Origin of the sequence: Rothia sp. P100 (genome assembly GCF_023712425.1) — a bacterium.
Classification (GTDB): Bacteria; Actinomycetota; Actinomycetes; order Actinomycetales; family Micrococcaceae; genus Rothia; species Rothia endophytica.
The window spans coordinates 130,364-156,364 of record NZ_JAMAYG010000002.1; the positions used below are offsets into that span (position 1 = coordinate 130,364).

20 protein-coding genes are annotated in these 26,001 nt (G+C 56.6%); 6 read left to right on the forward strand and 14 right to left on the reverse strand.

Annotated features, from left to right (window positions below; genetic code table 11):
* Window positions 1-38: 38 nt before the first annotated feature.
* The 3 genes from M3668_RS05490 to map form a co-directional block, all read right to left on the reverse strand.
* Window positions 39-2,444: a glycogen/starch/alpha-glucan phosphorylase gene (locus M3668_RS05490; protein WP_251379814.1), complete on the reverse strand. Its 2,406-nt coding sequence runs from the start codon at window positions 2,442-2,444 to the stop codon at window positions 39-41.
* Between the two features lie 228 nt (window positions 2,445-2,672).
* Window positions 2,673-3,509 carry a polyphosphate--glucose phosphotransferase gene (ppgK, locus tag M3668_RS05495; RefSeq protein ID WP_251379815.1) on the reverse strand — a complete coding sequence of 279 codons (837 nt, stop codon included), beginning with the start codon at window positions 3,507-3,509 and terminating at the stop codon, window positions 2,673-2,675.
* Window positions 3,510-3,550: 41 nt separating this feature from the next.
* Window positions 3,551-4,456, reverse strand: a complete 906-nt coding sequence (map, locus tag M3668_RS05500; protein WP_251380158.1) for a type I methionyl aminopeptidase — start codon at window positions 4,454-4,456, stop codon at window positions 3,551-3,553.
* A gap of 200 nt (window positions 4,457-4,656) precedes the next feature.
* Here map and M3668_RS05505 point away from each other — a divergent pair, with 200 nt between their 5' ends.
* The gene (locus M3668_RS05505; RefSeq protein WP_251379816.1) at window positions 4,657-4,860 is read left to right on the forward strand and encodes an SPOR domain-containing protein; all 204 of its coding nucleotides are present in this window, start codon (window positions 4,657-4,659) and stop codon (window positions 4,858-4,860) included.
* A gap of 46 nt (window positions 4,861-4,906) precedes the next feature.
* On the opposite strand, the gene panB is transcribed toward M3668_RS05505, so the two are convergent.
* Window positions 4,907-5,791 carry a 3-methyl-2-oxobutanoate hydroxymethyltransferase gene (gene panB, locus M3668_RS05510; protein ID WP_251379817.1) on the reverse strand — a complete coding sequence of 295 codons (885 nt, stop codon included), beginning with the start codon at window positions 5,789-5,791 and terminating at the stop codon, window positions 4,907-4,909.
* A gap of 203 nt (window positions 5,792-5,994) precedes the next feature.
* Here panB and glnA (M3668_RS05515) point away from each other — a divergent pair, with 203 nt between their 5' ends.
* A complete protein-coding gene (gene glnA / locus M3668_RS05515) occupies window positions 5,995-7,335 on the forward strand; it encodes a type I glutamate--ammonia ligase (protein ID WP_251379818.1) in 1,341 nt (446 codons plus the stop codon).
* A 93-nt stretch (window positions 7,336-7,428) separates the two neighbouring features.
* Window positions 7,429-10,614 (forward strand): bifunctional [glutamine synthetase] adenylyltransferase/[glutamine synthetase]-adenylyl-L-tyrosine phosphorylase, encoded by a 3,186-nt coding sequence (locus tag M3668_RS05520; protein WP_251380159.1) that lies wholly within the window; start codon window positions 7,429-7,431, stop codon window positions 10,612-10,614.
* A 9-nt stretch (window positions 10,615-10,623) separates the two neighbouring features.
* Here M3668_RS05520 and M3668_RS05525 read toward each other — a convergent pair whose 3' ends face one another.
* From M3668_RS05525 to glnA (M3668_RS05535), 3 genes are all read right to left on the reverse strand, one after another.
* Window positions 10,624-11,637, reverse strand: a complete 1,014-nt coding sequence (locus M3668_RS05525) for a GNAT family N-acetyltransferase (RefSeq protein WP_251379819.1) — start codon at window positions 11,635-11,637, stop codon at window positions 10,624-10,626.
* Window positions 11,638-11,696: 59 nt separating this feature from the next.
* Window positions 11,697-12,449 carry an acetolactate decarboxylase gene (gene budA, locus M3668_RS05530; protein WP_251379820.1) on the reverse strand — a complete coding sequence of 251 codons (753 nt, stop codon included), beginning with the start codon at window positions 12,447-12,449 and terminating at the stop codon, window positions 11,697-11,699.
* 140 nt (window positions 12,450-12,589) lie between these two features.
* Entirely contained in the window at window positions 12,590-14,014 is a 1,425-nt protein-coding gene (gene glnA, locus M3668_RS05535) for a type I glutamate--ammonia ligase (protein WP_251379821.1), read from the reverse strand.
* A 274-nt stretch (window positions 14,015-14,288) separates the two neighbouring features.
* On the opposite strand from glnA (M3668_RS05535), the gene M3668_RS05540 reads away from it, so the two are divergent.
* Complete coding sequence (locus tag M3668_RS05540; protein WP_251379822.1) at window positions 14,289-14,750, forward strand: RDD family protein; 462 nt, start codon at window positions 14,289-14,291, stop codon at window positions 14,748-14,750.
* A gap of 10 nt (window positions 14,751-14,760) precedes the next feature.
* Window positions 14,761-15,504 carry an SNARE-associated domain-containing protein gene (locus M3668_RS05545; protein WP_251379823.1) on the forward strand — a complete coding sequence of 248 codons (744 nt, stop codon included), beginning with the start codon at window positions 14,761-14,763 and terminating at the stop codon, window positions 15,502-15,504.
* An 86-nt stretch (window positions 15,505-15,590) separates the two neighbouring features.
* On the opposite strand, the gene M3668_RS05550 is transcribed toward M3668_RS05545, so the two are convergent.
* The 3 genes from M3668_RS05550 to lipB all read right to left on the reverse strand — a co-directional run bounded on the left by M3668_RS05550 (window position 15,591) and on the right by lipB (window position 18,371).
* The gene (locus M3668_RS05550) at window positions 15,591-16,340 is read right to left on the reverse strand and encodes a DUF4191 domain-containing protein (RefSeq protein WP_251379824.1); all 750 of its coding nucleotides are present in this window, start codon (window positions 16,338-16,340) and stop codon (window positions 15,591-15,593) included.
* A 267-nt stretch (window positions 16,341-16,607) separates the two neighbouring features.
* Window positions 16,608-17,615, reverse strand: a complete 1,008-nt coding sequence (gene lipA / locus M3668_RS05555; protein WP_251379825.1) for a lipoyl synthase — start codon at window positions 17,613-17,615, stop codon at window positions 16,608-16,610.
* 84 nt (window positions 17,616-17,699) lie between these two features.
* A complete protein-coding gene (gene lipB / locus M3668_RS05560) occupies window positions 17,700-18,371 on the reverse strand; it encodes a lipoyl(octanoyl) transferase LipB (RefSeq protein WP_251379826.1) in 672 nt (223 codons plus the stop codon).
* 246 nt (window positions 18,372-18,617) lie between these two features.
* On the opposite strand from lipB, the gene M3668_RS05565 reads away from it, so the two are divergent.
* The gene (locus tag M3668_RS05565) at window positions 18,618-20,153 is read left to right on the forward strand and encodes a protein kinase (protein ID WP_251379827.1); all 1,536 of its coding nucleotides are present in this window, start codon (window positions 18,618-18,620) and stop codon (window positions 20,151-20,153) included.
* Window positions 20,154-20,200: 47 nt separating this feature from the next.
* Here the strand turns inward: M3668_RS05565 and M3668_RS05570 are convergent, their stop codons facing one another.
* The 4 genes from M3668_RS05570 to M3668_RS05585 form a co-directional block, all read right to left on the reverse strand.
* Window positions 20,201-20,581: a hypothetical protein gene (locus M3668_RS05570; protein WP_251379828.1), complete on the reverse strand. Its 381-nt coding sequence runs from the start codon at window positions 20,579-20,581 to the stop codon at window positions 20,201-20,203.
* A gap of 145 nt (window positions 20,582-20,726) precedes the next feature.
* Window positions 20,727-22,439 carry a 2-oxoglutarate dehydrogenase, E2 component, dihydrolipoamide succinyltransferase gene (sucB, locus tag M3668_RS05575; protein ID WP_251379829.1) on the reverse strand — a complete coding sequence of 571 codons (1,713 nt, stop codon included), beginning with the start codon at window positions 22,437-22,439 and terminating at the stop codon, window positions 20,727-20,729.
* 84 nt (window positions 22,440-22,523) lie between these two features.
* Window positions 22,524-23,918, reverse strand: a complete 1,395-nt coding sequence (gene lpdA, locus M3668_RS05580; protein ID WP_251379830.1) for a dihydrolipoyl dehydrogenase — start codon at window positions 23,916-23,918, stop codon at window positions 22,524-22,526.
* 346 nt (window positions 23,919-24,264) lie between these two features.
* The gene (locus tag M3668_RS05585) at window positions 24,265-25,779 is read right to left on the reverse strand and encodes a leucyl aminopeptidase (RefSeq protein ID WP_251379831.1); all 1,515 of its coding nucleotides are present in this window, start codon (window positions 25,777-25,779) and stop codon (window positions 24,265-24,267) included.
* Between the last annotated feature and the right edge of the window lie 222 nt (window positions 25,780-26,001).

The following is a 26,001-nucleotide window of genomic DNA, read 5'->3' on the forward strand; positions in this document are numbered from 1 at the left end:
TTATTTCTCCAGTCTCCTTAAAGTTTTAAGGATGTAGCCTAAAGGGCTGATTCAATTCCCCAGACTTCGGTCATGTATTCCCGTACCGCCCGGTCCGAACTGAAATACCCCATGCGGGCTATGTTCAGCACGGCCATACGGTTCCAGCGGGCTGTGTCGCGGTAGGTTTCTTCAACCTCTTGCTGAGCGCGGTCATAGTCATCAAAATCTGACGCAACGAGGAACCAGTCGCTGTTCCACATGTTGTCAACAAGCTGACCAAACCTATAGGGCTCATCAGGGCTGAAGGTGCCTTCTGCAACTGCCTGCAGGATGTCTCGAAGAGCCTGGCTCTTCTCAATGGCTGCACGCGAGTGCCCCCGCTGGCTTCGTCGCTGGGCTACTTCTTCGGTAGTGAGACCGAAGAGGAAGAAATTATCTGCACCGACATGCTCACGTATCTCAACGTTAGCGCCGTCGAGTGTACCGATAGTTAATGCACCGTTAAGCGCAAACTTCATGTTGCCGGTACCGGAGGCTTCCATGCCGGCGGTTGAGATTTGCTCGGAGAGATCCGAGGCAGGAATCAACTTCTCAGCCATGGTGACGTTGTAGTTAGGAGGGAAGACAATGCGCAGCAGGTGCTTGGTTTCGGGGTCGTTATTGACAACCTCTGCCACGTCGTTAATCAACTTAATGATGTCTTTGGCGGTGTGGTAGCTGGGCGCTGCCTTGCCTGCAAAGATTTTGACGCGGGGCACCCAGCCTGCGTTGGGATCCCTCTTAATGCGCTGGTAATGAGCGATGGTCCAGAGGATGTTCAGCAGCTGACGCTTGTACTCGTGCATGCGCTTGACCTGTGAATCAACCAGAGCATTGGTGGGTAAATCCAGGCCGTGCTCTTCCTTTAGCCACTGCGAGAAGCGTTCTTTAGCAGCCAGCTTGGTCTGGGCGAAAGCGTTCAGGAAGGCGGGGTCATCGGCATGAGCTTCAAGTTCGCGCAGACGATCAAGGTCGGTTTCCCAGCCTTCACCGATGGTCTTGGTGATGAGGTCAGCAAGTGCGGGGTTAGCCAGTTTGAGCCAGCGGCGGGGAGTGATGCCGTTGGTGATGTTGACGATGCGATCGGGGTGGAGGGCATCGTGAGCCGGGAAGAGCTCGGTCCTCACTAGTTCAGTGTGTAGCGCTGAGACACCATTGACACGGTGGCTGGTGGTGAAGGCAAGATCGCCCATATTCACTTGGTCGCCTGAAATCAGGCGTGCTGGGTGGTGTGAACCTGCCTGCAGCTCAACAAATTTTTGGTCCAGACGCTCGATGATCTGCAGGTGGCGCGGGAGCACATTGCGCATGAGGCCCACCGTCCAGCGTTCTAGCGCCTCAGGCAGCAGGGTGTGGTTGGTGTAGCCCAGCACGCGGGTGGACAGGTCGGTTGCCCGGTCGAAGTCAAAGCCGTGTTCATCAACCAGAATACGAATAAGCTCCGGCCCGGCAATAGCGGGGTGAGTATCGTTCATCTGAATAGCGACGTGGGCATCCAAGTTTTCCAGCGAGTCGTGGTTCACCAGGTGGCGGCGCACGATGTCCTGCACGGATGCTGAGGTAAGGAAGTATTCCTGGGAGAGGCGAAGCTGCTTACCGCCATCGGTGGTGTCATTGGGGTAGAGCACTCGGCTGAGACTACGAGCCAGAGCTTCAGGTTCTGCGGCTGCTGCGAAGTCACCGGAGTTGAACCTGCCCAGGTCAAAGAGGTCAGCATTAGGGGTAGCTGCCCAGAGGCGGAGAGTGTTAGCCCACTTGCCGCCGTAGCCCACCACGGGGCTGTCAAAAGCCTGAGCCTGGACGTGGGTGCCGGGCTCCCAGCGCAGAACACCGTTTTCTTCGTAGACATCACCGCCGAAGCCAACACCGTAGACCGTTTCGGGGCGAGCGTAGTCCCAGGGATTACCGTGGGCAAGCCAGTTCTCGGGGTTTTCCTGCTGGCGACCGTCCTTGAAGCTCTGCTCAAAAAGGCCGTGTTCGTAGCGCAGGCCATAACCGTAGGCGGGACAGCCCACGGTTGCCATGGACTCAAGGTAGCAAGCTGCCAAGCGGCCCAGGCCACCATTACCTAGAGCGGCATCCGGCTCTTCGCTGGCAACGGTCTCGAAGTCGACCCCCAAACTCTCGAGGGCCTCAGCGGCAATATCCCGCAGACCCAGGTTAATGGCAAGGTCTTCGGTGAGGCGACCGATGAGGAATTCCATGGAGAGGTAGTAGACGCGCTTGCGGTCTTCGTCCCAGGTGCGTCGAGTTGATGCAAACCAGGGGTCTACCGCGTGATCACGCAGAGTGTGCGAAAGAGCAATTCTCCAGTCGAAAACAGTCGAATGCTTGGGGTCTTTGCCTGCAGTGAACTGGAGGTGCTTTAAGAGTGATGAGCGGAAACTAGCTACTGATGTTTCTAGGCTTGTGTGTTCTGACATATATTTATTCTATTTCTACAAATTTCTTATTCACAAGGCATTTCACCGAGGCGCGCCATTGTTGCTTTTTTTACGTGATTGAAGGTGAAAATTGTTGGTTTATGCCATTCATGTGTCGTGCTTGTGAACCGAATTACTTTTTATGGCAACATATGTGGTATAAATCACCCCCGCCGTTAACGGGTGAACGGCGGGGGTGGAATTAAGGCGGAACCGATAGGGTGTGCTCTAGGCTGCGCGGCGTTCTTGCTCGGACGGCATGCCCGCTGCCCACACCGCAGCACCGACGATTCCAGCGTTGTTACGCAACTCGGCCATGACGATAGGCGTGCGAACATCTTCTTCGAAATAGGGCAGAAACTTCTCGGGATTCTTCGAGATACCGCCACCGATGATGAAGAGGTCGGGGGTGAAGAGCATTTCTACGTGGGTGAAGTAGCGGCGCAGACGCTTGCCGTACTTCATCCACGACAGTTCGTGAGTTTCACGAGCGCGGGCGGACGCCTGGGTTTCAGCGTCATGCCCATCGATTTCCAGGTGACCCAGCTCGGTGTTGGGCACCAGCTGGCCATTGATAATGAGCGCTGAGCCAATCCCGGTGCCCAGCGTGATAACAGCAATCAGCCCTGGCTTGTCTCGGCCCTGGCCGTAGATAGCCTCAGCCAGACCAGCGGCGTCCGCATCGTTGAGGGCGTACACCTTACGCCCATCCAGCGCGGCGCTCATAATGCCCTCAAGGTCAGCACCGATCCAGGTCTCATCAACGTTGGCCGCTGAGAGGGTTACGCCGTTCTTCACCACGGCTGGGAAATCAATGCCGATTGCTGAATCGGGTGCAGGAGCTAGCTCCCTGCCCTGTAACTCGTCCACGATTTCGCGTACCACAGTCGCACAAGCCTCAGGGGTGGCGGGTTGCGGGGTGGGAATGCGGAAGCGTTCGCCCACCAGGTTGCCGGTACGGGTGTCTACCACACCGCCCTTCATGCCGGTGCCACCAATATCGATGCCGATGGCCAGGTCGTTGGGTTTTGGTGCAGGGATTTCAGCGGTGATTGTCTCGCTCATGAGCGCTCCTTGGGGCGGGTTTTTTGATAAAGGTCTAGCTATTAGGGGAGGGTGAGGATGTCTACGCCATCTGAGGTGACGACCATGGTGTGCTCGAACTGAGCTGAACGCTTACGGTCACGGGTCACCACGGTCCAGTCGTCCTCCCACATGTCCCATTCGATGGTGCCGAGGGTAAGCATGGGTTCGATGGTGAAGATCATACCCTCTTCAATGACGGTGTTGTAGGCGGGGGCGGCGTCGTAGTGGGGGATGATGAGCCCGGAATGGAACTCGCGGCCCACCCCGTGGCCGGTGAAGTCTCGCACTACACCGTAACCGAAACGGGCGGCGTACTTCTCAATGACGCGGCCAATAATGTTGATTTCGCGGCCAGGCTTAACCGCCTTCATAGCGCGGTTCAAAGCCTCTTCGGTGCGTTCCACCAGTAGGCGGGATTCCTCGTCAACGGTGCCCACCAACAGGGTGCGGTTGGTGTCGCCGTGCATATCGTTCAGGTAGGCGGTGACGTCCAGGTTGAGGATATCCCCGTCCTCTAGCACGGTGGAGTCAGGAATACCGTGGCAGATGACCTCATTGAGAGAGGTGCAGACGCTTTTGGTGAAACCGCGGTAATCCACAGTAGAGGGGTAGGCGCCGTGATCGCAGATGTATTCGTGCACCAGCACGTCAATCTCGTTGGTGGTGGTGCCGGGGACGGCAATTTTTTTAGCCTCCACGATAGCACCGGCAGCAATTTTGCCAGCTGCACGTACCAGCTCAACCTCTTCGGGGGTGTAGAAGTTAGAGCCTTGGCCCTCGTTGGCTTCAGCCTTACCCACGTATTCGGGGCGGATGATATGTGCTGGCACCGGGCGCTGGGGGGCAACAACACCTGGGGTGAGTGCGCCGACCGGAGCTTTACCGGGCTCAGCAGGTAGATTGTGGGAGGAAGTGATAGTCGACATGGTTTCTATGGTAGTCGCCAGCCGCGCCACCTGCCCATCAGCGTCCGCCCGGCGCGTGTGCAGAAACTGTATTTTTTGCCATCTTGACCCAGCGATACCGGTCTGGACAGTGGTTCGCCCCTGGCTGGTTGACTTACCGGGGGAGTAGACTGCTAGGGTAAGCTCGCTCACGCAAGCACCGATTACTTTTAGGAGGAGCAATGCCGCTCGACGGTCTCATCCCCGGTCCCCACGCCACAGAGTTCTACTACAACCTCAAAACTGGGCAGGTAGAAGAAGGCCAGCAATCCCCGGTTAAAGATCTATGGGGCCCTTTCAACACTCGCGAAGAAGCTGCTAACGCTATGGAGTCCGCTCGTAAGCGCAACGAAGAACTGGATGCCGAAAAGGATGGCTGGTTCTAACCTGGGGTCACGCGGCGCTTTGACGCTGCTGGACGTGCCCTGCTATTTAGCTGTCGAAGCGATGTTCTGGGGCGGGGTAGGCCCCTGAGCGCACGTCCGTTCGGTAAGCTTTAGCCCCGTCGGTGAGGGTTTCAAAGAGATTGGCGTACTGTTTGACGAAGCGTGCCATTTTGCCGTCCCGCAGACCGAAGGCGTCCTGCCAGACCAGTACCTGCCCGGATGTCTCCGCACCGGCGCCGATGCCGATAATGGGGACGCGAACCGCCCGGTTGATGGAGGCTGTAACATCGCTGCGAGTCATTTCCATCAGCAGACAAAAAGCGCCCGCTTCTTCGAGAGCCAGCGCGGTTTCCTGCAGGATATCCCCACCGGTGCGCCCCTGCACGCGGAAGCCGCCCAGGGCATGTTCAGACTGGGGAGTGAAACCAATATGAGCCATCACGGGGACGCCGGCGGCTACTAGGGCTCGCACATGATCCACGTGGTGGGCGGTCGCTTCCATCTTGATGGCGTGCGCCCCGCCCTCTTTCATAAAGCGAACCGCGGTGGCGACCGCCTGAGCCGGGCTTTGTTCGTAGGAGCCAAAGGGAAGATCCGCTACCACCATAGCGCGCTGAGCGGCGGTGGAGACCGCCTTGACCAGCGGAATCATTTCATCAACGGTGATGGTGAGGGTCGATTCATGCCCCAGCACGTTATTGCCCGCTGAGTCACCGATTAGCAGAATATCGATGCCAGCCCGGTCAAAAATAGTGGCGGTCAGAGCATCATAGCTGGTGAGCATAGCAAACTTTTCGCCGGCGTCCTTAGCCTGTTGCAGGTGCACAGTGCGCACTTTTTTAACGGCTAGCACGCTGCTCTCTTCAGTTGCTGTAGTGGCGGCAGCTACCGGAGCCCCGGCGCTGTAAGGGGCGGTTTCTTCGTTAGACATACCCTCTACTGTATCGACCCCTGCGCCGGGTGCAAGCCTAACCCTCGGGCATTATCTCGAACGGTGAAAGTTTTGTTTAAAGCAGGTTACGGCACCCTGGTCCTTGCCGCTGTTGCCTATGCCCTGGCGTACAGTTAAGGGCAGGATGTATCTTCCGTATCACGGTGGCTAGGTGCTGCCGTCCGCGAGAAAAAGGACAGTGTATGGATCGTCAGCAAGAGTTTGTTTTGCGCACCATTGAAGAACGCAACGTGAGGTTCGTTCGGCTGTGGTTTACGGATGTCGTGGGGCAGCTCAAATCGGTTGCTATCGCCCCTGCTGAGGTCGAGAGTGCCTTTGATGAGGGCATTGGCTTTGATGGTTCTTCTATTGAGGGCCTGTCCCGTATCTACGAATCCGACATGCTTCTGCAACCTGACCCCTCTACCTTCCAGGTCTTGCCCTGGCGCGGCGATAATGAGCCCACCAGCCGCATGTTCTGCGACATTCTCACACCGGATGGCGAACCTAGCGCTTCAGATACCCGCGGTGTGCTGAAGAATGTGCTGTCTAAAGCTGCTGGCATGGGCTTCACTTGCTACACCTCCCCTGAAATTGAGTTCTACCTGCTCAAATCTAAGGACCTGGGTGCCAGTGGTTTCCCGGAACCCGTTGACTCCGAAAGCTACTTCGATCACACCCCGGGCGGTGTGGTGCAGGACTTTCGCCGTAAGGCAGTAACTACCCTAGAAGAAATCGGTATCTCGGTGGAGTTCTCCCACCACGAAACCGGGCCTGGGCAAAACGAAATTGACCTGCGCCATGCCGATGCTTTACAAACCGCCGATAACATCATGAGCTTCCGCACCGTCATCAAAGAAGTAGCGCTGTCCCAGAGAATTTACGCCACTTTCATGCCCAAGCCCTTCACCGAACACGCAGGCTCGGGTATGCACACCCACTTCTCCCTCTTTGAGGGCGACACCAACGCTTTCTTTGAGGCAGGGGCCGAATTCCAGCTCTCCCGCACCGCCAAGCACTTCATCGCCGGCGTCCTCAAGCACGCCCCTGAGTTCACCTCGGTCACCAACCAGTTTGTGAACTCCTACAAGCGTCTCTGGGGTGGCGGCGAAGCTCCTTCCTACGTCTCCTGGGGTCACAATAACCGCTCGGCCCTGGTGCGTGTGCCCCTCTACAAGCCCAACAAGATGCAGTCAGCGCGTATGGAGTACCGCGGTATCGATTCTGCCGCTAACCCCTACCTCGCCTACGCCGTCATTCTTTCCGCAGGTTTGAGGGGTATCGAGAACGAATACGAGCTAGGCGGTGCAGTGACCGAGGACATCGCCGCAATGACAAGCGCTGAGCGCCGTGCCATGGGCTACCACGCCTTACCCACCTCCCTACACGATGCCATCCTGCACACCGAAGAATCTGAGTTCATGGCCGAAACCCTCGGTGAGCAGGTCTTTGAACAGTTCTTGCGCAACAAACGACAGGACTGGAACGCCTTCCGCGCTGAAGTCACCCCCTACGAACTCAAAAACAACCTGGGGATTCTCTAACCCCGCCCGGTGCAGCCCTGCCCGGGTCTGCACCTCCCCTTTAACCTCAGCAGCCCGGCCCCAAGGAGTCCAGTACCGGTGACCATCCCGAAGATGCCAGAAGTAGCAGAAACACCTGAAGAAGCAGCCCGCCGAGCTGACCAAGAACGCAAAGCGCACCTACGCCTCTTGCGCGAAATGACCTCAGTAGGTTTCTACGATGCTGGGAAGAGTGAACGCTGGCTCTGGTCTAGGGAACTAGAAACAGTGGACCAGCAAAAACTCTTTGAGGGGCTGCGCCTTTCTCCCTCACCCGATATCGCTCTCCCCGCCTTGGTACGACTCATTGAGCGCGCCCCAGAGGTAATTTCTCTGGCTAATCAGGGAGCTGAGGCCGCTCCGCTGTACCGCTTACTGGGAGGATCGGAGGCACTGGGTGAATTTCTGATCCGCCGCCCAGAGCACACAGACCTCCTGCTGTCATCATCCGAGATTCTTGAGACTGTAGGCTTTGAAGCGGCTGACGCGCCGCCATCCCTGCTACCTGAAACTGACGGTGAGTTCCTGACCCCCATCGCACCTTTGGATACGATTCACAGAAACCGCCTTTTACAGGCCGTTGGCGCTGACCCCGAGGCAACAACCCCGGTCGCCCAGCTAACCGGCAAGGACGCCTACATCGCCCTTAGGTCCGCTTATAGACGTCATCTGACCGCGCTCGCCATTGCTGACCTGACCGCCTACGCACCAGAACAGCTCATGCCCACCGTGGGCAGAAACCTGGCAGATTTGGCCGCAGCTGCCCTCGAAGCAGCGCTGGCGATTGCTCGAGCTGAGGTTGCTGAAAGTCGCGGGGCCCACACCGTTGCCGCCGTTGAGCTAGCCATTATCGGTATGGGTAAATGCGGGGCTAGGGAACTCAACTACATTTCAGATGTTGATGTAGTCTATACCGTGGCTCATGCGCCGCTGAGCGACCTGCCAGAGAACTTCAAGTCCCTGACCGAAAATGAGCTGACCACCGTCGGCTCGGAACTGGTCCAGGCGCTGAGTAAAGCCATTATGGCACCGGCCCCAGAACCCGCGCTCTGGGAGGTAGACGCCAACTTACGCCCTGAAGGTAAGGACGGCGCGCTGGTACGCACCGTGGAGTCGTACGTGAGCTACTACAAGAGATGGGCAGAAAACTGGGAGTTCCAGGCGCTGCTCAAGGCCCGTCCCATCGCTGGCACCCCCGAGCTAGGCGTTCGTTGGGCTCGCGCGATGCGTCCTTTTGTCTGGGAATCTGCCGGAAGAGAATCCTTTGTGCAATCGGTGCAGAGCATGCGCGGGAGAGTCACCGATAACATTCCCGCAGCTGAAGTTGACCGGCAAATCAAGCTAGGCCCCGGTGGATTGCGTGACGTCGAGTTCACTGTGCAGTTGCTGCAACTGGTGCACGGACGGACCGATGAAACCGTTCGCACCCAAACCACCACAGACTCCATCGCGGCACTGGCACGCGCCAGCTATATTGGCCGCACTGACGGCCACGACTTCGCAGAAACCTACGCCGCCCTGCGCGTTATGGAGCACCGCATCCAGTTGCTCTACATGCGGCGCACCCACCTCATGCCCGCTAAGGAGAGCGACCGGCGAGTGCTGGCGCGTAGCCTCAGCTCACCGGTAGCCGTGGGCAACCTGACTGAAGAGAAGATGCTCAAAAACTGGCAGAGCATCAAGCGCACCGTCAAGGGTCTGCACGAACGCCTCTTCTTCCGTCCCCTGTTGGCAGCCGTTGCCAACCTGTCGACGGACGAGGTCGCCCTCAGCCCCCAGGCAGCTGCCGACCGCCTGGCCGCACTGGGCTACAAGGACCCCAAGCGGGCTATGACCCATATTGAGGCACTGACCAAGGGACTACGTCGTTCAGCCGAAATTCAGCGCACCCTCATGCCGGTGTTGCTGGGCTGGTTTGCTGCTGGGGTAGACCCGGACGCCGGGCTTTTGGGGTTCCGTCGAGTCAGCGAATCTCTGGGCGGCACCCCCTGGTACCTGCGTATGCTCCGCGACTCACCGGCCGCAGCTGAACGGCTCTGCGCCCTGCTGTCCAGCTCCCGGTTCATTACCGACCTGCTAGAAGACACTCCAGAGCCCATCGCCTGGTTGGACAAAAAGGATGACCTCAAGCCCAGATCAGTAGAGGCCATCAGCGGTGAAATGACCTCACAGCTCACTCGCCACACCCAGGTCAGCGAAGCCATTCGTGCGGTTCGTATGGCGCGCCGCCGCGAGATACTGCGCATAGCTATGGGTGAAGCGCTGGGGCTCAACGATATTCATCAGGTGGCCCGCGGGCTAGCCGATATTGACCGTGCCGCTATTCAAGCAGCCCTGACCCTGGCAGAGCGGGAACTGGTCAACGCAGGAACCGAACAGCTGACCGATGTGGCTGTCATCGCGATGGGCCGGCAGGGTGGCGCCGAAATCGGCTACGGTTCAGATGCTGACCTGATGTATGTGCACCAGCCCCGGCAGGGCACTGACGAGAGGAAGGCACAAACCCAGGCAGTTGAACTGGTGACCCGAATGGTTGCCCTGCTCAAACAACCCTGCACCCCAGCGATACGTGCTGAGAAGGTCCTGGAAATTGATGCTGACCTCCGCCCCGAGGGCAAACAGGGAGCCATGGCGCGCTCGCTGGAGTCCTACCGCGAATACTACGAGCGTTGGGCTGATACCTGGGAGTTCCAGGCACTCTTGCGGGCACGGCCTATCGCCGGCAGCGAGCGCGTGGGGCAGGCCTTCGTCCAGCTCATCGCGCCCTACCGCTACCCTGCGTCCTTTGATGCAGCCAAAGTAACGGAGATTCGCCGCATGAAAGCCCGCGTTGAAACCGAGCGTATGCCGCGTGGGGCTGATAAGAACCGCCACCTTAAGCTGGGCCGCGGTGGTCTGACGGACGTTGAGTGGCTAGTACAGCTCCTGCAACTCCAGCACGCTCACTGCCACCCCGAACTGCAAACCACCGGCACTATTACTGCTTTGATGGCGATGGTGGAGGCTGGTTTGGTGTCGGCTGAGGACGCTGAGGTGTTGCGCACTGCCTGGGAGCTGGCGACCAAGATTCGCGGTCTCAACGTGTTGCGCACCGGCCGGGCAACGGACACCCTCACCACGGTGCGTTCAGACCTTGAAGCGATTGCCCGCTGGTGCGGTTACCCGCCCCTGAGTGCACGTGACCTAGAAGAGGACTATCTACGGGCCACCCGCCAGGCGCGGGCAGTCTACGAGAGACTGTTTTATCCCGCCACGCCTTAAGGGTGTGCTCTACCCCTGTTTTTCGAGCATCTGACACAGCTCAAGACCTTGGTAGCCTAGCGCCCTGTTGACGGCGTACATGGCGAGGTTCTCTGCATCCACCCAGCTGGTGACCGCTGAAAAGTTACTCACGCCTTCAAGGACCTGCCAGTGATTGTGCAGTTTCAGGGGTAGACCCAGACCCAACCCACGGTACTTTCGCAAGATATAGGTGTCATCCTGTTCTAGCTCCGTCGAATCGCTGGAGCTATAGATCAAGGTGTAGCCAGCTAGAGCACCATCGGGTGCTTGAACTGCTGAAACCCACTGGCAGTTGCCTCTAGCGCTCACCCGTTGGTCATGGGAACGGACTTCCTGAACCGACCATACCTTGGGAGTTTTGACCGATTGGCCGGTGGGCACGTCCACTTCCATATTGGTCCGTAGCTGAGCAAATTCTTCAAGATACTCCGCGGGTGTAGCCCCCTGCCAGCTGATGAGATTGAAGCCTTCAGGCAAGCCGCTAGCCGGGGAACTGCCGAGACCGTCCTGCAAGGCCTCACGCGTCAGTTGCATGTGCTCTTCTTCGTGGACAAGAGAAAACTCCAGGGACTGAGCAAAGAGGTGGCCAGGCCAGGTTTTTGCTTGTCCGAAAGGTGGGTAGGCTTCGCCTGATATTAAATATGGCGTTGAGAGCAGTTCATCGGCATAGCGGCGATAGATAGCGCTACCGATTCCCTGACGGCGGTAGTCCGGTAAAACCTCAATGTTGAGCTCTAGATTCCTTTGGCCTTCGTCGTCTGAGATTTCGGCTGATGCCACGCCAAGGAGCTTACCGTCGAGATAAGCCCCGTAGAGCTTAGTGGCGTCTGGGTCTTCGAGGGATCCGAAGTAGCTGCGTAGGCCGTCGAGGGTCCAGACACTAGGGTTGTTTCTGCCGTGGGACGCTGAGGCTTTGAGTACGCGATGGTAGTCGGCCAGCACCTCGTCCTGACTAAAATCAAGCGGTGTGACGGTGATGTTGCTGGTATTTTCTGCGGTCATCAGTGCTTCCTTTGTAACAAGCTTTTGCTGACGTGGTTTTGGTGCGGGGGTATTCTTTGCTATGCGTGTTTTTCAGCCTTAGAGATCTGCTCCGCAAGGTCTTCGGGTGAAAGATCAGCTGCTGAGAACTCTGCAGTCAGTGGCAGGTGCAGGCTTAGATCGGTGCCGATACAGATTTCAACGTAGGCGTTATCCAGTTTGAAGTCGATGACGTGCCCGCCGCGCTCATGGTCGTCATCAATAAAATGGGCGTGGCAGCCGGGCACCCCGATTCCTTGCTCATAGATGGGAGTGCGGAAGCCAACAATGGTTCCTCGTACCCGGTCAAATTGCACGATGTCATCATTCTCGGTGGCGTCTACCATCTTGGGGTAGGGCTTTTCCTGCTTCTGCACGGTGCGTGTGCGGACCCATTCGAAGTCGCCCACAATTTTAATGGCGTACATGTAATTCTTTGAGACCGTGAAGTCGTCAAGAACCTGAGAAGCCGATGTACGAATGATGTTGTTAGGCAAGCCTCTGCGGATGGTGGGTACAAAATTCATCACTACGGCAAAGGGTGTCTTCTGATCCAGACTAGCTGGTTCTACGCTACCGTCGTGGCGCATCTGGTAGCAGTTACCGTCTAGCACCACCATCTCGCCGTCCAGCCCGTTGAAGGTGCCCACACCAAAGTTGCCGTGGCCCAGGAGCTCACCGATGGTCATTTCGCCGTCGTAGATCCCGTCAAGCAGCTGGGACATCAGCCCGGTCTGGAAGACCTCATTGCGGTAAACGGTTTCTCCGTTGAGCTGGGTGGGGGAGTAAGCCACGGTATTCTCTTCTTTCGGTGGGAGTGGTAACTACGTTTTCTACGGTACCGTCTACCCCGCCTGAGAGGGTTGAAAACACGCCCCGCACCGTATTCATTAGCGGTGCGGGGCGTGGTCATTCAAGACGAAACTAGGCGGTTTTAGACGCCGTAGTACATCTGGTATTCCAGGGGGTGGGGGACCAGCAGCAGGGGAGCAAGCTCATTGGTGCGCTTGTAGTCAATCCAAGCCTGGATGAGATCCTGGGTGAAGACGTCGCCAGCCAGCAGGAAGTCGTGGTCGGCTTCCAGGGCTACGAGAGCTTCTTCAAGGTTGGCAGGTGCCTTCTTGATGTCTGCTGCTTCTTCGGCGGGTAGCTCGTAGAGGTCCTTGTCGATGGGTGCGGGGGGTTCAATGCGGTTACGGATACCGTCCAAGCCTGCCATCAGCTGAGCAGCAAAGGCCAGGTAGGGGTTGGATGAGGGGTCCGGCGCACGGAATTCAAGACGCTTAGCCTTGGGGTTGGTACCGGTGATGGGGATGCGGATACCAGCGGAGCGGTTACCCTGCGAGTAGACCATGTTGATGGGTGCTTCGTAACCGGGAACCAGACGCTTGTAGGAGTTCACGGTGGGGTTAGTGAAAGCTAGAACCGATGAGGAGTGCTCAATCAGGCCGCCAATGTACCAGCGGGCGATATCTGACAGACCTGCATAGCCGCGCTCATCGTAGAAGAGGGGCTCGCCGTCCTGCCACAGGGACTGATGGCAGTGCATGCCGGAACCGTTATCACCGAAGACAGGCTTAGGCATGAAGGTAACAGACTTGCCCCACTGGTCAGCGGTGTTTTTGATGACGTACTTGAATTTGAGCAGGTCATCGGCTGCCTGGGTAAGGGTTGAGAACTTGTAGTTGATCTCAGCCTGACCAGCAGCACCTACCTCGTGGTGGGAACGCTCGACTTCGAGACCTACCTCATCCAGAGCAACGCACATAGCATCGCGCAGGTCAGCCTGCTTGTCCACGGGGGAAACGGGGAAGTAGCCCCCCTTGGTGAGGGTCTTGTTACCCAGGTTGCCGCCCTCTTCCTTGCGGCCTGAGTTCCACGGAGCTTCATCAGAGTCAATCTTGAAGAAGGTGGACTGAGGGGTGATTTCGTAGCGGACGTCCTCAAAGACAAAGAATTCAGCTTCTGAGGCAAAGAAAGCGGTGTCAGCGATACCGGTTGACTTCAGGTATTCTTCAGCGCGCTCAGCGACGCCGCGGGGGTCGCGGTGGTAGGACTCACCGGTACGGGGGTTCACAATCGAACCGGTAATAATCAGGGTCTTTTCAAGACGGTAGGGGTCAACATAAGCGCTCTTGGGATCAGGGATCAACTGCATGTCCGATTCAGCAATGCCCTGGAAGCCGCGAATCGATGAGCCGTCAAACATCTGACCGGTGATGAAGAAGTCCTCATCTACCGCCTTAGCGGGCAGGTTGAAGTGCTGCTGAACGCCGGGCATATCGCAGAAACGGATATCCACGAAACGGATTCCTTCATTTTTGATGAAGTCTAAGACTTCCTGAGCAGTAGTGAACATAGTCGGTTGTTCTCCTTGACGTGTGTCGACCGCTAAATGGTGCGCTGGTGATGCGCACTGTATTGGTACCAGCCTAGGCTGGCTCTTTTGCCCGCGAGTATCGGCTTTGTTTCACTCATGTAACAGGATGAACCCTGTGTGAGCGTGAGGTAAACATAGGCCGGTGAGCGCTAACTCTTCTATTTTAGATAAAATCTCGGGTTAGCGTGGGATACAAACCACATACTGGGTCGCCTATTCGAAGGTAGGCAGGTGCGAAAGGTATTCTGGAACAGTGGTTAGTAGAAAAGATATGGGCTCCTGGATTGATGGAGCGCCGACTGAACAGCTGTACCCGGGCCAGGATATGGGGCGCCCACAGCGGGGTCCCGGTGCCCTCGCCCGCCCCATGCGCCGTCTTATTGCCTTTTGCCTTGACTGGTTCCTGATAGAAGGTATTTTTTGGGCCCTTTCCCAAGGCCCCCTCTCGGGCGTCAACACGGCCCTGGTTGATAGCGCTCAGCTAGTTATTTTTTGGCTCTATCTTGTATCTGCTGTTGGCTTTATGGGGCACACAGTGGGGCACTTTGCCTTGGGAATGCAGGTTCAGCGGCTGGACGGGCAACCCGCTGGTTGGCTTACTGCCTTGATCCGACAAAGCATGGTAATGCTGATCCTTCCCGTGGTGATTATGGACGCTGACCATCGAGGCCTGCACGACCGCGCACGTCATACCGTGCTCACCATGATTCGCTAAGGGAGCTGACATGACACCAGAGAAGACCTCCGAGCCCGATGATTACTCAGGCACCGCCCAAACCCGCTCGCCCTCAGCACCAATCGGCCCAGCTATCAGTAATCCAGCCCTACCCAGCTTTCTCACTCACCCGAGAACGGTAGACCGCTGGCTACTGACAGCGCTGGGCCTGATCACGGTCTATTCGTTGGCGCTGATCCCACTTCGAGCCTATCTGCTGATTAACTACACCTTCCTCTACACGCTACTGACCGGCTCTAGTCTTTCGGTCCTCAGCCTTGCAGCCCGCACCCCCAGTCAGCCCCTGCTCTGGGCCGGGCTCGTAACCGTGGCTGCTCTCAGTGCAGTGAAATTCCTGGTGGTTTACTTCTTCATGGGGAAACACTGGGGGCAGGCTTTCCTCGATTGGATCTTCGCTAGCCACACACCGCTCTGGTATCGCAAACTTGAAGGTTTCGTGCAGAGACACATCTATTTCTGCCTCTTCCTCGCCTTTCTGCCCTTTTCGCCGATACCTGCTACCATTCTGGTGGCCATAGCAGGGATCCGCAGGTTCAAGGGCTGGGCTATTGCAGGCTACGTTTTTCTATTGGCGCTTTTACTCAAGTGCTTCTATCTTTACCTGGGAGTTACTTTCGGTGAAGAGATTAAGCCGGTGCTGATGACGATTGACCGTTACATGATGCAAGCAACTCTGGCCCTGATGGCCTACATGTTCATCGTGATTTGGTATAAGAACCGCAAAAAATCTTAGGGCAAGAGCACAATATGCAAAAAGCCCCCTCTTGCTTCTTGACTGTCAGGCAATCTCTAGCAGGAGGGGGCTTTATTTCAGACTGTTTAGCGCATGCCCTTGCGGTCTGGGCGCATACGCATGGGGTCGATGCCCTTGGGTAGTGCGCTCATGATGTTGTTGTGCTTACCCAAAGAATCGATGCGGTTAGCTACCTGGTGCATTTCCTGCTGGGTGAGCTGCTTGGGGAGCTTGTTGAGGGTCTTAGTTAGCTTCTTGAGCTCAACCTGGCCCTCATCGTTACCTGAGTTAACCACGTGAATGGGAACGGTGGGCACAATCTTCTTGTACTTCAGCTTTTCCTTCTGAACCAGGGGGTTAACACGGCTGGTGGGGCCTTCGGTAACAAGGACGATGCCGGGGCGGCCGATGGCGCGGAAGATGACGTCCTGGGACTTGTTGGCGGCAACGGGCTGCTGCTCAAAGATCCAGCCGCGACGCAGGGTAGAGAGAGCGGCGCCGGAACGGCCAGGCTGGCCATCAAGCTGGGCGAACGCTGCTTTTTCTGCGCGGCGTGAAAGTACCATCACTGCAAAGAGGATGCCCAAAGGGATACCGATGAGCAGGAAGGTAATCCAGTTGTTGAGGAGCAGACCGATGAGGAGGAAGACCAGTACCGTTCCGAAGAAGATGAGAGCCAGGGTCCAGGGGATGTTGGGGTCTTGCTCGCGGGTCATTTTATAGACCTGCTTCATCTGAGCGAACATGCCGGGGCCACGCTTAGCGCGGCGCTCGGCGCGAGCCTGCTTCTTTTCTTCACGAGTCTGTGCGCGGGTGCTACCACGAGATTCAGCCACTGGGTAATCCTTCGTGTGTCGATTTTGGGCGCTCCGCTAGATGAGGGGCAACGCCGTAACTTTCCTATTCTATACGGGCAGTGCCCACCGGGAAAACCGGCGGGCACTTATACCTAAGATTGGGATGATTATGGAACTTCAGGGGCTGAGGAGTGACCGCTCTCGCCCACAAACTAACTAGCTGGCAGAGAGTAGGAGGGTATCTGCAGGTGCCGTCATCCAGCTAGGATATCGGCGGACCTGCTGAGAGCAGCTGACCCTCTCAGCTTAGCGGCCGGCTGCTACCAGTGAGCTTGCTTCCTGCGCAGCGAACCCTTCATCAGAGATATGCGCTAGGTGCTCGGGGATTTCACGGCCGTTCTTTTTCATGGCACGTGCCCAGAGGCGTCCGGCGCGGTAGGAGGAACGAACCATGGGGCCGGCCATGACGCCGGCGAAACCGATTTCTTCTGCCATAGCTGAGAGTTCTACGAATTCTTGGGGTTTGACCCAGCGTTCGATGGGGTGGAAGAGGGGGCCGGGGCGCAGGTACTGGGTGAGGGTGATGAGGTCGGTGCCGGCATCGTGTAGATCGCAGAGTGCTTCGTAGACTTCTTCGTTGGTTTCACCCATGCCCAGGATGAGGTTGGATTTGGTGATCATGCCGGCCTCTTTACCCTGGGTGATGACGTCTAGTGAACGTTCGTAACGGAAGGCGGGGCGGATCTGCTTGAAGATACGGGGCACAGTTTCGAGGTTGTGGGCAAAGACTTCGGGCTTGGCATCGATGACCTGCTGTACGTCTTCTTCTTTGCCCTTGAAGTCGGGGATAAGAATTTCGACACCGGTGTTGGGAGAGACACGGTGAATTTGGCGGATGGTTTCGGCGTAGAGCCAGGCGCCGCCGTCCTCTAGGTCATCTCGGGCGACGCCGGTAACGGTGGCGTAACGCAAGCCCATTTTCTTGACATTAAGGGCTACCTTGATGGGTTCGGTGCGGTCGATGGCAACGGGCTTGCCGGTATCAATCATGCAGAAGTCGCAGCGGCGAGTGCATTCTGAACCGCCGATGAGGTAGGTTGCTTCGCGGTCTTCCCAGCATTCGAAGATATTGGGGCAGCCTGCTTCTTCGCAGACGGTGTGCAGGCCTGAGCCGCGGGCAAGGTCAATCATTTCCTTGTACTCGGGGCCAACTTTGGCGGTGGTTTTGATCCAGGAGGGTTTTTTCTCGATGGGTACTTCGGCGTTGCGTGCTTCAACGCGCAGTAGCTTGCGGCCTTCTGAGGTGGTGCTCATTAACGGTGCTCCTTTGGTGTCATTACCATTGGTTATTTAAATCTTGAGTGCAGGCTGCGGTAGCGGAGGTCGCGCCCGTAGGGTTTAGGGCTCGGGCGTAAAATTTTCAGCCAGAGTATCTGCGTACCGGAGCATATGTGCTTCTAGTGCATCAACAATATCTGCCGGGTTTACATTCCGCCCCAGCTGTTCGCTGATGGTAGTCACGCCAGCGTCGGTGATCCCGCAGGGAATAAAGGGCTCAAAAACATCCACGGGGTTATTGCAGTTGATGGAGAAGCCGTGCATGGTGGTGTTTTTTGAGACGCGCAGACCAATAGCTGCAATTTTCTTGTCTTGCAACAGAGCGCCATCACCGGGCACCCATACACCTGAGCGCCCTTCGATGCGTTGGCAGGTGATTCCCATTTCAGTCAGGAGGTTGATGAGGATTTCTTCGAGGTCACGCACAAACTTCACTACATCAATGGGTTCGGGGAGGCGGACGATGGGGTAGCCCACCAGCTGACCCGGGCCGTGCCAGGTAAGTTTGCCGCCGCGGTCGATTTTGATGACGGGGGTGCTCTGGTCAGAAGGGTATTCGTGGCTTTCGGTGCGTTTGCCGGCGGTGATAACTGCTTGGTGCTCAAGGATGAGCACGGTATTTTGCTGCTGCTTGGCAGCTACTTTTTGGTGGGTCGCCTGCTGCAGTTCAAGCGCCAATGAGTAGTCCACGTAATCGGGGGCTAAACCTACCCGTTCAAACTTTAGAGCCATAGCTTCTAGACTATCGTTTTTGCCCTGCAGTGAGAAAACCGAGAGGACGGTGCCCCTGTATGGTTGACTATGTTTTTGCCAACAGTTGCTTTCAGCTGTGGTGTGGAAGGTTAGGATGCTCACCGGTTCTTGATGACTCTGTGTATCTTTCTATCCACAGCCGGTCTTCACCGCGTTAACCAGTGCATTTCTGCTCTCTGTGGAGAGCATCAGCGGAGATTGTTCGATAGGTGTATCACTGTTTCTATGAGCACTGCAGAAACCCTAGGCCAGCAACCCACCCTGAGGGCTCCTAACGATGTGATGGTCCGCTACCCGCTGGAAAACGGCTACAGGCACAGTACCTGGATTGTGGAGTGCGGGGAGCACACCGCTAACAATCTTGAAATGCCAGCAGGAACCTACACACTGATACAGCTTAATGCTGGTCAACATCAGTATGTGAAAGCAGCCGAACGTCTCTGCGCACTGGTCTCTCACCCCCATGTGCTCACGGTGGTGGCGGTGACGAGCAGCGGGGAAAACGATCAGGTTTGGTGTCAGGCCGCTGAAGCTGGCACACTAGCTGATTACTGTGCGGCTAAAGGCCGGTTACCCCTCGAACAGGTCAGCCGTCTAGCGCACGATCTGTGTGCGGCAATGACCTATCTGCACGAAAACCATCTCTCCTTCAGTCAGCTCACCGGTCAGCAGGTCGTGTTTACCGTTGCTGGGGAACTTAAGCTTCTAGTTCCCTCTCTTGATGTGAGGGATGCTCCAGCTGAGGTGCTCAAAAAACACCGGGCAGAAGATATTTCTGCTCTCGCAGCTTTGTTATGGCTCTGTCTCACCGGCGAAAAGGCTGCAGCTCAGCGTTTTCGTAAGCCGCTATCGCTTAGCGTCCCAGAAGCTGGGGAGACTCTTGCGCGCACCCTAGAGGACGCCATTGATCGCCGCTCACACCAGCCGGGGCTTCAGCAAATAGCTGCCCTCTTCGAGCTTTCGAAGGACCCTGAGCCTCTAGAGCTACATTTGAGCGCTCATGAAAGCGTGGTTTCTCGACTGCCAGCTATTAGACCAACCCGCTTTGATTCTGTGCCTAAAGAGCGATTTAGGCGTAAACCGCCGCTGCTGGGCGAGGTTCAGGATCTCAGCGCGTCTCAGGCTACCCCAAAGAAAATATTTGCTGGTAAAAAAGGGGATAGACGGTTACCGCTCATTCTTGGCACCCTCACCGTGTTGGCTATGCTCGTGGGCGCCGGAATTCTGCTCACCTCTCAAGAGTCTCCTTACAGCTCTCCAGAGAGCGCCATAACAGAGCCATCCAGCGCTCTAGTGCAGCAAAGCCTACCGGCACAGCCTCCAGAAGCCGCCTCAGAGCCCTCTACTGATGGTGGCGAGACATCTTTAGACTATGCCGAGAACCTATCAACTCTCATCGATACACGCAGCCAGGTGCTAGCCTCGGGCAAGACCGGCGAGATTACCCGTTACGCACTGGCAGAGTCAGAGTTGCACCGGGCTGATACAGCACTTATAGCAGCTGATAGCGATCGTCAGTTAGCCTCGATGACAACTCGGCTAGTAGAAATCAATAATCTTGAGGTTCAGGGCGATGACATCACGGCCCTAACAATCATTGAAGCTCAAGGTTATGAGCCTGAGGGGAGCAAGGAAGAGCTGGAAACAGCAGGAATCTATACCGCAGGGGGTAGGGTCTTTCAGCAGGTGAATGTGAGTGCCCGTGTGCAAGACGGACACCTATTGCTGGTATCCGCAGCACCCCAAACTCTTGAAGAGTAAACGAAAACGGCGCCGGTAACTTACCGGCGCCGTCCTAACAAAAATTTTTAGATGTGAGTGTTCATGAAAACTGCAATCAGAATATTCACCAGTGCCAGACCACCAACGGTATGAGCAAGCGCGATGTTCTTGGCGTCTTCAGGTCGGCCTACTGCCAGGGCTGCCTTGTATTTCTTCTGACCCATGAAAGCAGCGATCGCGATAATCAAAGCAAGAAGCATCTTGATGCCGATCATCATGTGGTTGAGCACCATGCCCTGGCTCATCTGCCAGAAATACATAGCAAAGCCGGTGATGAGCTGCAGTAGGGCCGCATGGAACTGGCCGGGCACAACAATGCCCTTCTTAAGATTGGCTACCCAGATACCGAAGACAAGGGAAGCACCGATAAGGTGAAGAGCAAGGAGAACTGAAAACGCGATAGACATAAGTACCAGTCTACTGAAGACACCTTTTTATATCGACACTATGACACTAAAACAGGTGTGGAACTAGGCACGTGGTCCGTAGAAAAAAGCGGCGTTACCCGGAAAAACCGAGTAACGCCCCTACCTTCTTGAAAGGCTCTGAGCCTTAGAGACCGAGCTCAGCGTCGAAAGCTGCTTGTTCAAGACGGGTCTTGAGGAAGTTGAGGAAGCGACCGGCATCCGCACCATCTACTACGCGGTGATCGTAGGTCAGTGAGAAGTAAGCCAGGCTACGCACAGCAATGACATCGTTACCCTCAGCGTCCTGAACAATAGCGGGACGCTTGTTGGTTGAGCCGATACCCAGGATAGCAACGTTGGGCTGGTTAATGATCGGGGTGAAGAATACACCGCCGGTCTGGCCGGTTGAAGAGATGGTGAAAGTCGAACCTGAGAGTTCCTCGGGGCTGACCTGACCGTCGCGGGCACGGCCTGCAACGTCACTAATCTTCTTAGCAATACCTGAGATGTTCAGGTCACCGGCATCCTTGATGACGGGAACCATCAGACCGCGGGGAGTATCAACTGCGAGACCGATGTTTTCGGAACCGTGGTAGGTGATTTCCTTGAAGTCTTCGCTCATGGATGAGTTGAACTGGGGGAACTGCTGCAGAGCTTCGGTCACTGCCTTGACGAAGAAGGGCAGAACGGTTAGCTTAGCGCCCTCGCGAGCTGCGAAGCCATCCTTAGCCTTGTTACGCAGAGCCATCAGACGGGTCAGGTCAATTTCCTGAACGGTGGTCAACTGTGCTGAGATAGCCAGTGACTCAACCATACGCTTAGCAACAACCTGGCGAATACGGGGAGCCTTCTCGGTGGTGCCTCGCTTAGAAGACTTTTCAACAGCAGGAGCCGCAGCCTTCTGAGCAGGAGCAGCATTGGTCGCGGGAGCTTCAGCAGCAGGTTTTGCCTCTACTGCGGGGGCAGCTGACTTCTTGGCGTCAGCGGCTGCCTGGACGTCCTGTTTGCGGATGCGACCACCAACACCGGTGCCCTTGACGGTGGAGAGGTCAACGCCTTCCTGCTTTGCCAGCTTGCGAACCAGGGGAGTTACGTATGCCTCACCGCTGTTCTCAGAAGCGGGTGCGGAGTCAGCCGCCGGAGCTTCTTCCTTCTTCTCTTCTTCAGCGGGAGCGGTAGGTGCCTCTTCCTTCTTCTCCTCAGCCGCGGGAGCCTCGGGAGCCTTTTCAGCGGGAGCAGAAGCAGCTGAGGCTGAACCGATAACAGCCAGAACCTGGCCTACCTCGGCGTCCTCATCTTCCTGGATACGGATTTCAAGCAAAGTACCGGCGACGGGTGAGGGAACCTCAGTGTCGACCTTGTCGGTTGAAACCTCAACCAGGGGCTCGTCGACAGCGACTTCTTCGCCAATCTCCTTGAGCCAGCGGGTGATGGTACCTTCGGTGACGGATTCGCCGAGTGCAGGCAGGGTAACCTCGGTGCCCTCAGAAGAACTGGCTGAAGCAGCAGGAGCTTCTTCTTTCTTCTCTTCAGCGGGTGCTTCTTCGGCGGGTGCTTCTTCAGCAGCAGGAGCTTCTTTAGCGGGAGCTTGATTAGCTTCTTCCTTTGATGCTGAACCTGAACCGTCGCCAATAACAACGAGAGGAGCACCAACCTCGATGTCCTCGTCTTCTTCAACGAGGATTTCTTCGATAACGCCGGCGACGGGTGAGGGGACCTCAGTATCAACCTTATCGGTGGAAACTTCAACGATAGGCTGATCAACCGAAACGGTTTCGCCAACCTCTACGAGCCAGCGGGTGATGGTACCTTCGGTGACGGATTCGCCCAGTGCGGGCAGTTCTACGGTAGTGGACATAGTCCTTCGTATCTCCTTGTGAGTGATGAAAATTTATGAGGGTAGGTGGCGGGTTGAGACCCGCCACCTACCGAAAGCTGATGATTAGCCGTGCAGCGGAGCGCCGGCTAGTGCCATAGCTGCTTCACCCAGTGCCTCGTTCTGAGTGGGGTGAGCGTGGATGAACTGTGCAACGTCCTCGGGGAAAGCTTCCCAGACAACCCACATCTGAGCCTCACCAATCTGCTCGCCCATACGCTTGCCAACGGCGTGAACACCGATGATGGGGCCATCCTTCTCGCGGATAACCTTGACCAGACCGCCGGTGCCCAGGATGGAGGACTTGCCGTTGCCTGCCAGGTTGTATTCAGCAACCTGAACATTTTCCTTGCCGAACTTCTCTTCGGCCTTGGGCTGGGAGTAACCGATGGAAGCGATTTCAGGTTCGGAGTAGGTGACCTTGGGGATGTTGATATCTTCAACGACCTGGGGGTTCAGACCTGCGATGTCTTCGATGACGAAGCGGCCCTGCTGGTAGCTGCGGTGAGCGAGCTGCACGCCGGGGACGATGTCGCCGATAGCGTAGATGTTAGCTACGCCGGTGTGCAGGCGCTCGTTGGTGATCACGAAGCCGCGGTCCATAGTCAGACCCTGCTCGTCGTAGCCAAAACCTTCGGTGTTGGGGCCACGGCCCACTGCTACCAGAACAATCTCAGCTTCGAAAGCGGTGCCGTCTTCAAGGGTGACCTTGGCGCCATTGGCGTCCTGCTCAACGGTCTTGAAGAACTTGCCTAGTGAGGACTTGATGCCGCGCTTCTTGAATTCGCGTTCGAGCACCTTAATGATGGCGGGGTCTTCGTTGGGTACCAGGTGGGGTAGGCCCTCGATGATGGTGACGTCTACGCCCATGGAGTTCCACATGGAAGCGAACTCTGAGCCGATGACGCCGCCGCCGAGCACAATAGCGCTCTTGGGGAGGTAGTCCATCTGCAGGGCTTCGGTTGAGGTGAGAACCTTGCCGCCGATTTCGATGCCAAAGGTCTTGGAGACTGAACCCGATGCAAGGATGATGTGCTTACCTTTGTAGGCGGTGCCGTCTACGGTGATGGTGTCGGTGCCGGTGAGCTTGCCCTCACCCTCAATGATGGTAACCTTCTTCATTTTGAGAAGACCGGTTAGGCCCTTGAACTTGCCGGCAACGATGCCGTCCTTGTAGCTACGAACCTTAGCCATGTCGATGGAATCGAGGGTGGTGTTCACGCCGTACTTCGAAGCTTCGCGTGCTTCAGAAGCGAGTTCTGCTGCGTGCAGGTAAGCCTTAGTAGGAATACAACCGGTGTGCAGGCAAGTGCCACCAAGGTTGCTCTTTTCGACGAGACCAACGGTGAAGCCAAGCTGCACTGCTCGTAGAGCGGCTGAGTAACCAGCGCTGCCACCACCGAGGATGAGGATATCGAATTCTGTTGTTGCCGAATCGGCCACGTTGACGCTCCCTTGCATGGGTTGCGGGGTATAAGCCCCCTTATGTACTGTCCTCCTAAGCTTATCGCTTGCAGGGGCACACCTCCACTATTCAGGAGCGTTTTGTTACTTAGCCCTTAGCAGTAGCCTTCTTGCCCCTACTTTAAGTGCGGAAGTAAGTGTTAGCGCTGGTAGCGGGGCTTTCGGGCGGTTTGTAGGGTGGATGCGGTTCTGTTGGTCAGCACCTACACGGCGGTCTTTGGTTCTTTTTGGCCCTATCTGCGATGTTTTCTATGGCAAACACCACGGTTTGTGGTGAAAAAAGTTACACCCCGCACCACTCCAGAGTGGTGCGGGGTGTACTCAATCTCTAGCGAGCTAGATCTTAGGCGTAAGTCTCAATGAACTTGAGCAGGGTTGCTACCGAGTGGCCGGTGCCTTCCTTGGGGGTGTAACCGTAGGCGGCCTCCTCATTGAAGGAGGGGCCGGCGAAGTCAAGGTGGGCCCAGGGGATTTTCGCCCCGTCTTTTTCTCCCACAAATTCTTCAAGGAAGAGCCCTGCCACCAGCATGCCGCCATAGCGGGAGCCAATATTTTGCAGGTCAGCAACAGAGGACTTAAGAGAAGAGCGCAGGTGCTCGGGCATGGGCATAGGCCAGTAGGGTTCGCCAGTTTCTTGTGAAATCTCTGCGACCTTTTCACGGATTTCTTTATCACCCATGACCGCTGCGGTACGAACACCGAGCGCAATGAGCTGGGCACCGGTTAGCGTGGCGATATCCAGGATGACATCGGGTTCTGCTTCTGAGGCGTAGGCAAGACCGTCAGCCATGACAAGCCGACCTTCGGCGTCTGTATTCATGACTTCAACGGTGCGCCCCCCGCGCATGGTGAGGACGTCCTCGGGCTTGGTTGCGGTGCTTGAGGGCATGTTTTCAGCCAAGCAGAGGTAGCCGGTAACAGCTACGGGAATCTCTAGTTCAGCGGCTGCGGCTACGACATTTAGTACGGTGGCGGCACCGGCCATATCTGATTTCATGGTTCCCATGGCATTTCCGGGCTTCAGCGAAATTCCGCCGGTATCAAAGGTAATGCCCTTGCCGACAATAGCAACCGTCTTCATAGCGCCGGCGGGGGTGTACTTAACCTCCACAAAACGGGGCTTACGAGCTGAACCCTTGCCCACTCCAACGATGCCGCCAAAGCCTTCATCAAGAAGCTGGTCAAAGTCCCACACTCGGGCTTCGACGTTCTCAAGGCTGGCTACGCGCTCAACTGCCTCTGCAGCGAAAGTTTCGGGGTAGAGGTGGGAAGGAGGGGTATTGACCAGGCGTCGGGTGTGGTCTACTGCCTCGCCGATGATCAAGGCGCGGGTGAGTACCGGCTCAGCATCAGTTGCGGAAATCTCGGTAATAATGGTGACGTCCGAAACCGGGGCCTTGACGCTATCAGCGGTTTTAGCGCGAAGTTGCTTGTCACTGAAAGCCCCAAAAGCTGCACCCTCGGCAAGGGCAGCCACTTCTTCAATGTTATTGGTGCCCAGCGCTATCGCAACGCTCTCTACACCGGCCAGCTGGCGGAAGGCTGATCCAGCGGAGTATCGCAGATTATTGAGGTGGGCAGTAGCGTCCTCAGTCTGCTTGCCCAGCCCAATGAGGGCGATGATATCTGCACCGGCTCCATCGATTCCGGGTAGTCGGGTGAGCTCGTCAGCGGCACCGGTAACCCCTAAATCCTCCAGGATAGCTTCGAGACCCTCAGCTGTTTCAGTCTCCAGGGGGTTGTGCGCCAGGGCGGGGCCTTCATCGGTTGAATGGACACCGAGGACCAAGACTCCGGCGTCCAGGTGCTCAAGTTCAGCAGCTGAAACTGAGAAGGAAAGGTCGTGAGATTCGCTCATATACGTGCTCCTTGCAAAGCGTTGGGGGTGAGAAATGCACCCGCGAGGTGAGGGCTGAGGTCGCTCATGGATGAGGCGGCCCCCCGTGATTCACTACTCAAGAGTAGGTGGGTTTTGAATAAATGTGTACTAAGCACCGTGCTGACGGTGGAAATCACCGCACAGCGAAACCTCACACAGATCAGGGCTTGGAATGAAAAGAGGGTAATCGGTGTTGGAACC

What these genes read in the sequence shown, in the direction of transcription:
- M3668_RS05490 (WP_251379814.1), bottom strand. Translation starts at nt 2,444, where the DNA reads ATGTCAGAACACACAAGCCTAGAAACATCAGTAGCTAGTTTCCGCTCA.
- ppgK (WP_251379815.1), bottom strand. Translation starts at nt 3,509, where the DNA reads ATGAGCGAGACAATCACCGCTGAAATCCCTGCACCAAAACCCAACGAC.
- map (WP_251380158.1), bottom strand. Translation starts at nt 4,456, where the DNA reads ATGTCGACTATCACTTCCTCCCACAATCTACCTGCTGAGCCCGGTAAA.
- M3668_RS05505 (WP_251379816.1), top strand. Translation starts at nt 4,657, where the DNA reads ATGCCGCTCGACGGTCTCATCCCCGGTCCCCACGCCACAGAGTTCTAC.
- panB (WP_251379817.1), bottom strand. Translation starts at nt 5,791, where the DNA reads ATGTCTAACGAAGAAACCGCCCCTTACAGCGCCGGGGCTCCGGTAGCT.
- glnA (WP_251379818.1), top strand. Translation starts at nt 5,995, where the DNA reads ATGGATCGTCAGCAAGAGTTTGTTTTGCGCACCATTGAAGAACGCAAC.
- M3668_RS05520 (WP_251380159.1), top strand. Translation starts at nt 7,429, where the DNA reads ATGCCAGAAGTAGCAGAAACACCTGAAGAAGCAGCCCGCCGAGCTGAC.
- M3668_RS05525 (WP_251379819.1), bottom strand. Translation starts at nt 11,637, where the DNA reads ATGACCGCAGAAAATACCAGCAACATCACCGTCACACCGCTTGATTTT.
- glnA (WP_251379821.1), bottom strand. Translation starts at nt 14,014, where the DNA reads ATGTTCACTACTGCTCAGGAAGTCTTAGACTTCATCAAAAATGAAGGA.
- M3668_RS05545 (WP_251379823.1), top strand. Translation starts at nt 14,761, where the DNA reads ATGACACCAGAGAAGACCTCCGAGCCCGATGATTACTCAGGCACCGCC.
- lipA (WP_251379825.1), bottom strand. Translation starts at nt 17,615, where the DNA reads ATGAGCACCACCTCAGAAGGCCGCAAGCTACTGCGCGTTGAAGCACGC.
- lipB (WP_251379826.1), bottom strand. Translation starts at nt 18,371, where the DNA reads ATGGCTCTAAAGTTTGAACGGGTAGGTTTAGCCCCCGATTACGTGGAC.
- M3668_RS05565 (WP_251379827.1), top strand. Translation starts at nt 18,618, where the DNA reads ATGAGCACTGCAGAAACCCTAGGCCAGCAACCCACCCTGAGGGCTCCT.
- M3668_RS05570 (WP_251379828.1), bottom strand. Translation starts at nt 20,581, where the DNA reads ATGTCTATCGCGTTTTCAGTTCTCCTTGCTCTTCACCTTATCGGTGCT.
- sucB (WP_251379829.1), bottom strand. Translation starts at nt 22,439, where the DNA reads ATGTCCACTACCGTAGAACTGCCCGCACTGGGCGAATCCGTCACCGAA.
- lpdA (WP_251379830.1), bottom strand. Translation starts at nt 23,918, where the DNA reads ATGCAAGGGAGCGTCAACGTGGCCGATTCGGCAACAACAGAATTCGAT.
- M3668_RS05585 (WP_251379831.1), bottom strand. Translation starts at nt 25,779, where the DNA reads ATGAGCGAATCTCACGACCTTTCCTTCTCAGTTTCAGCTGCTGAACTT.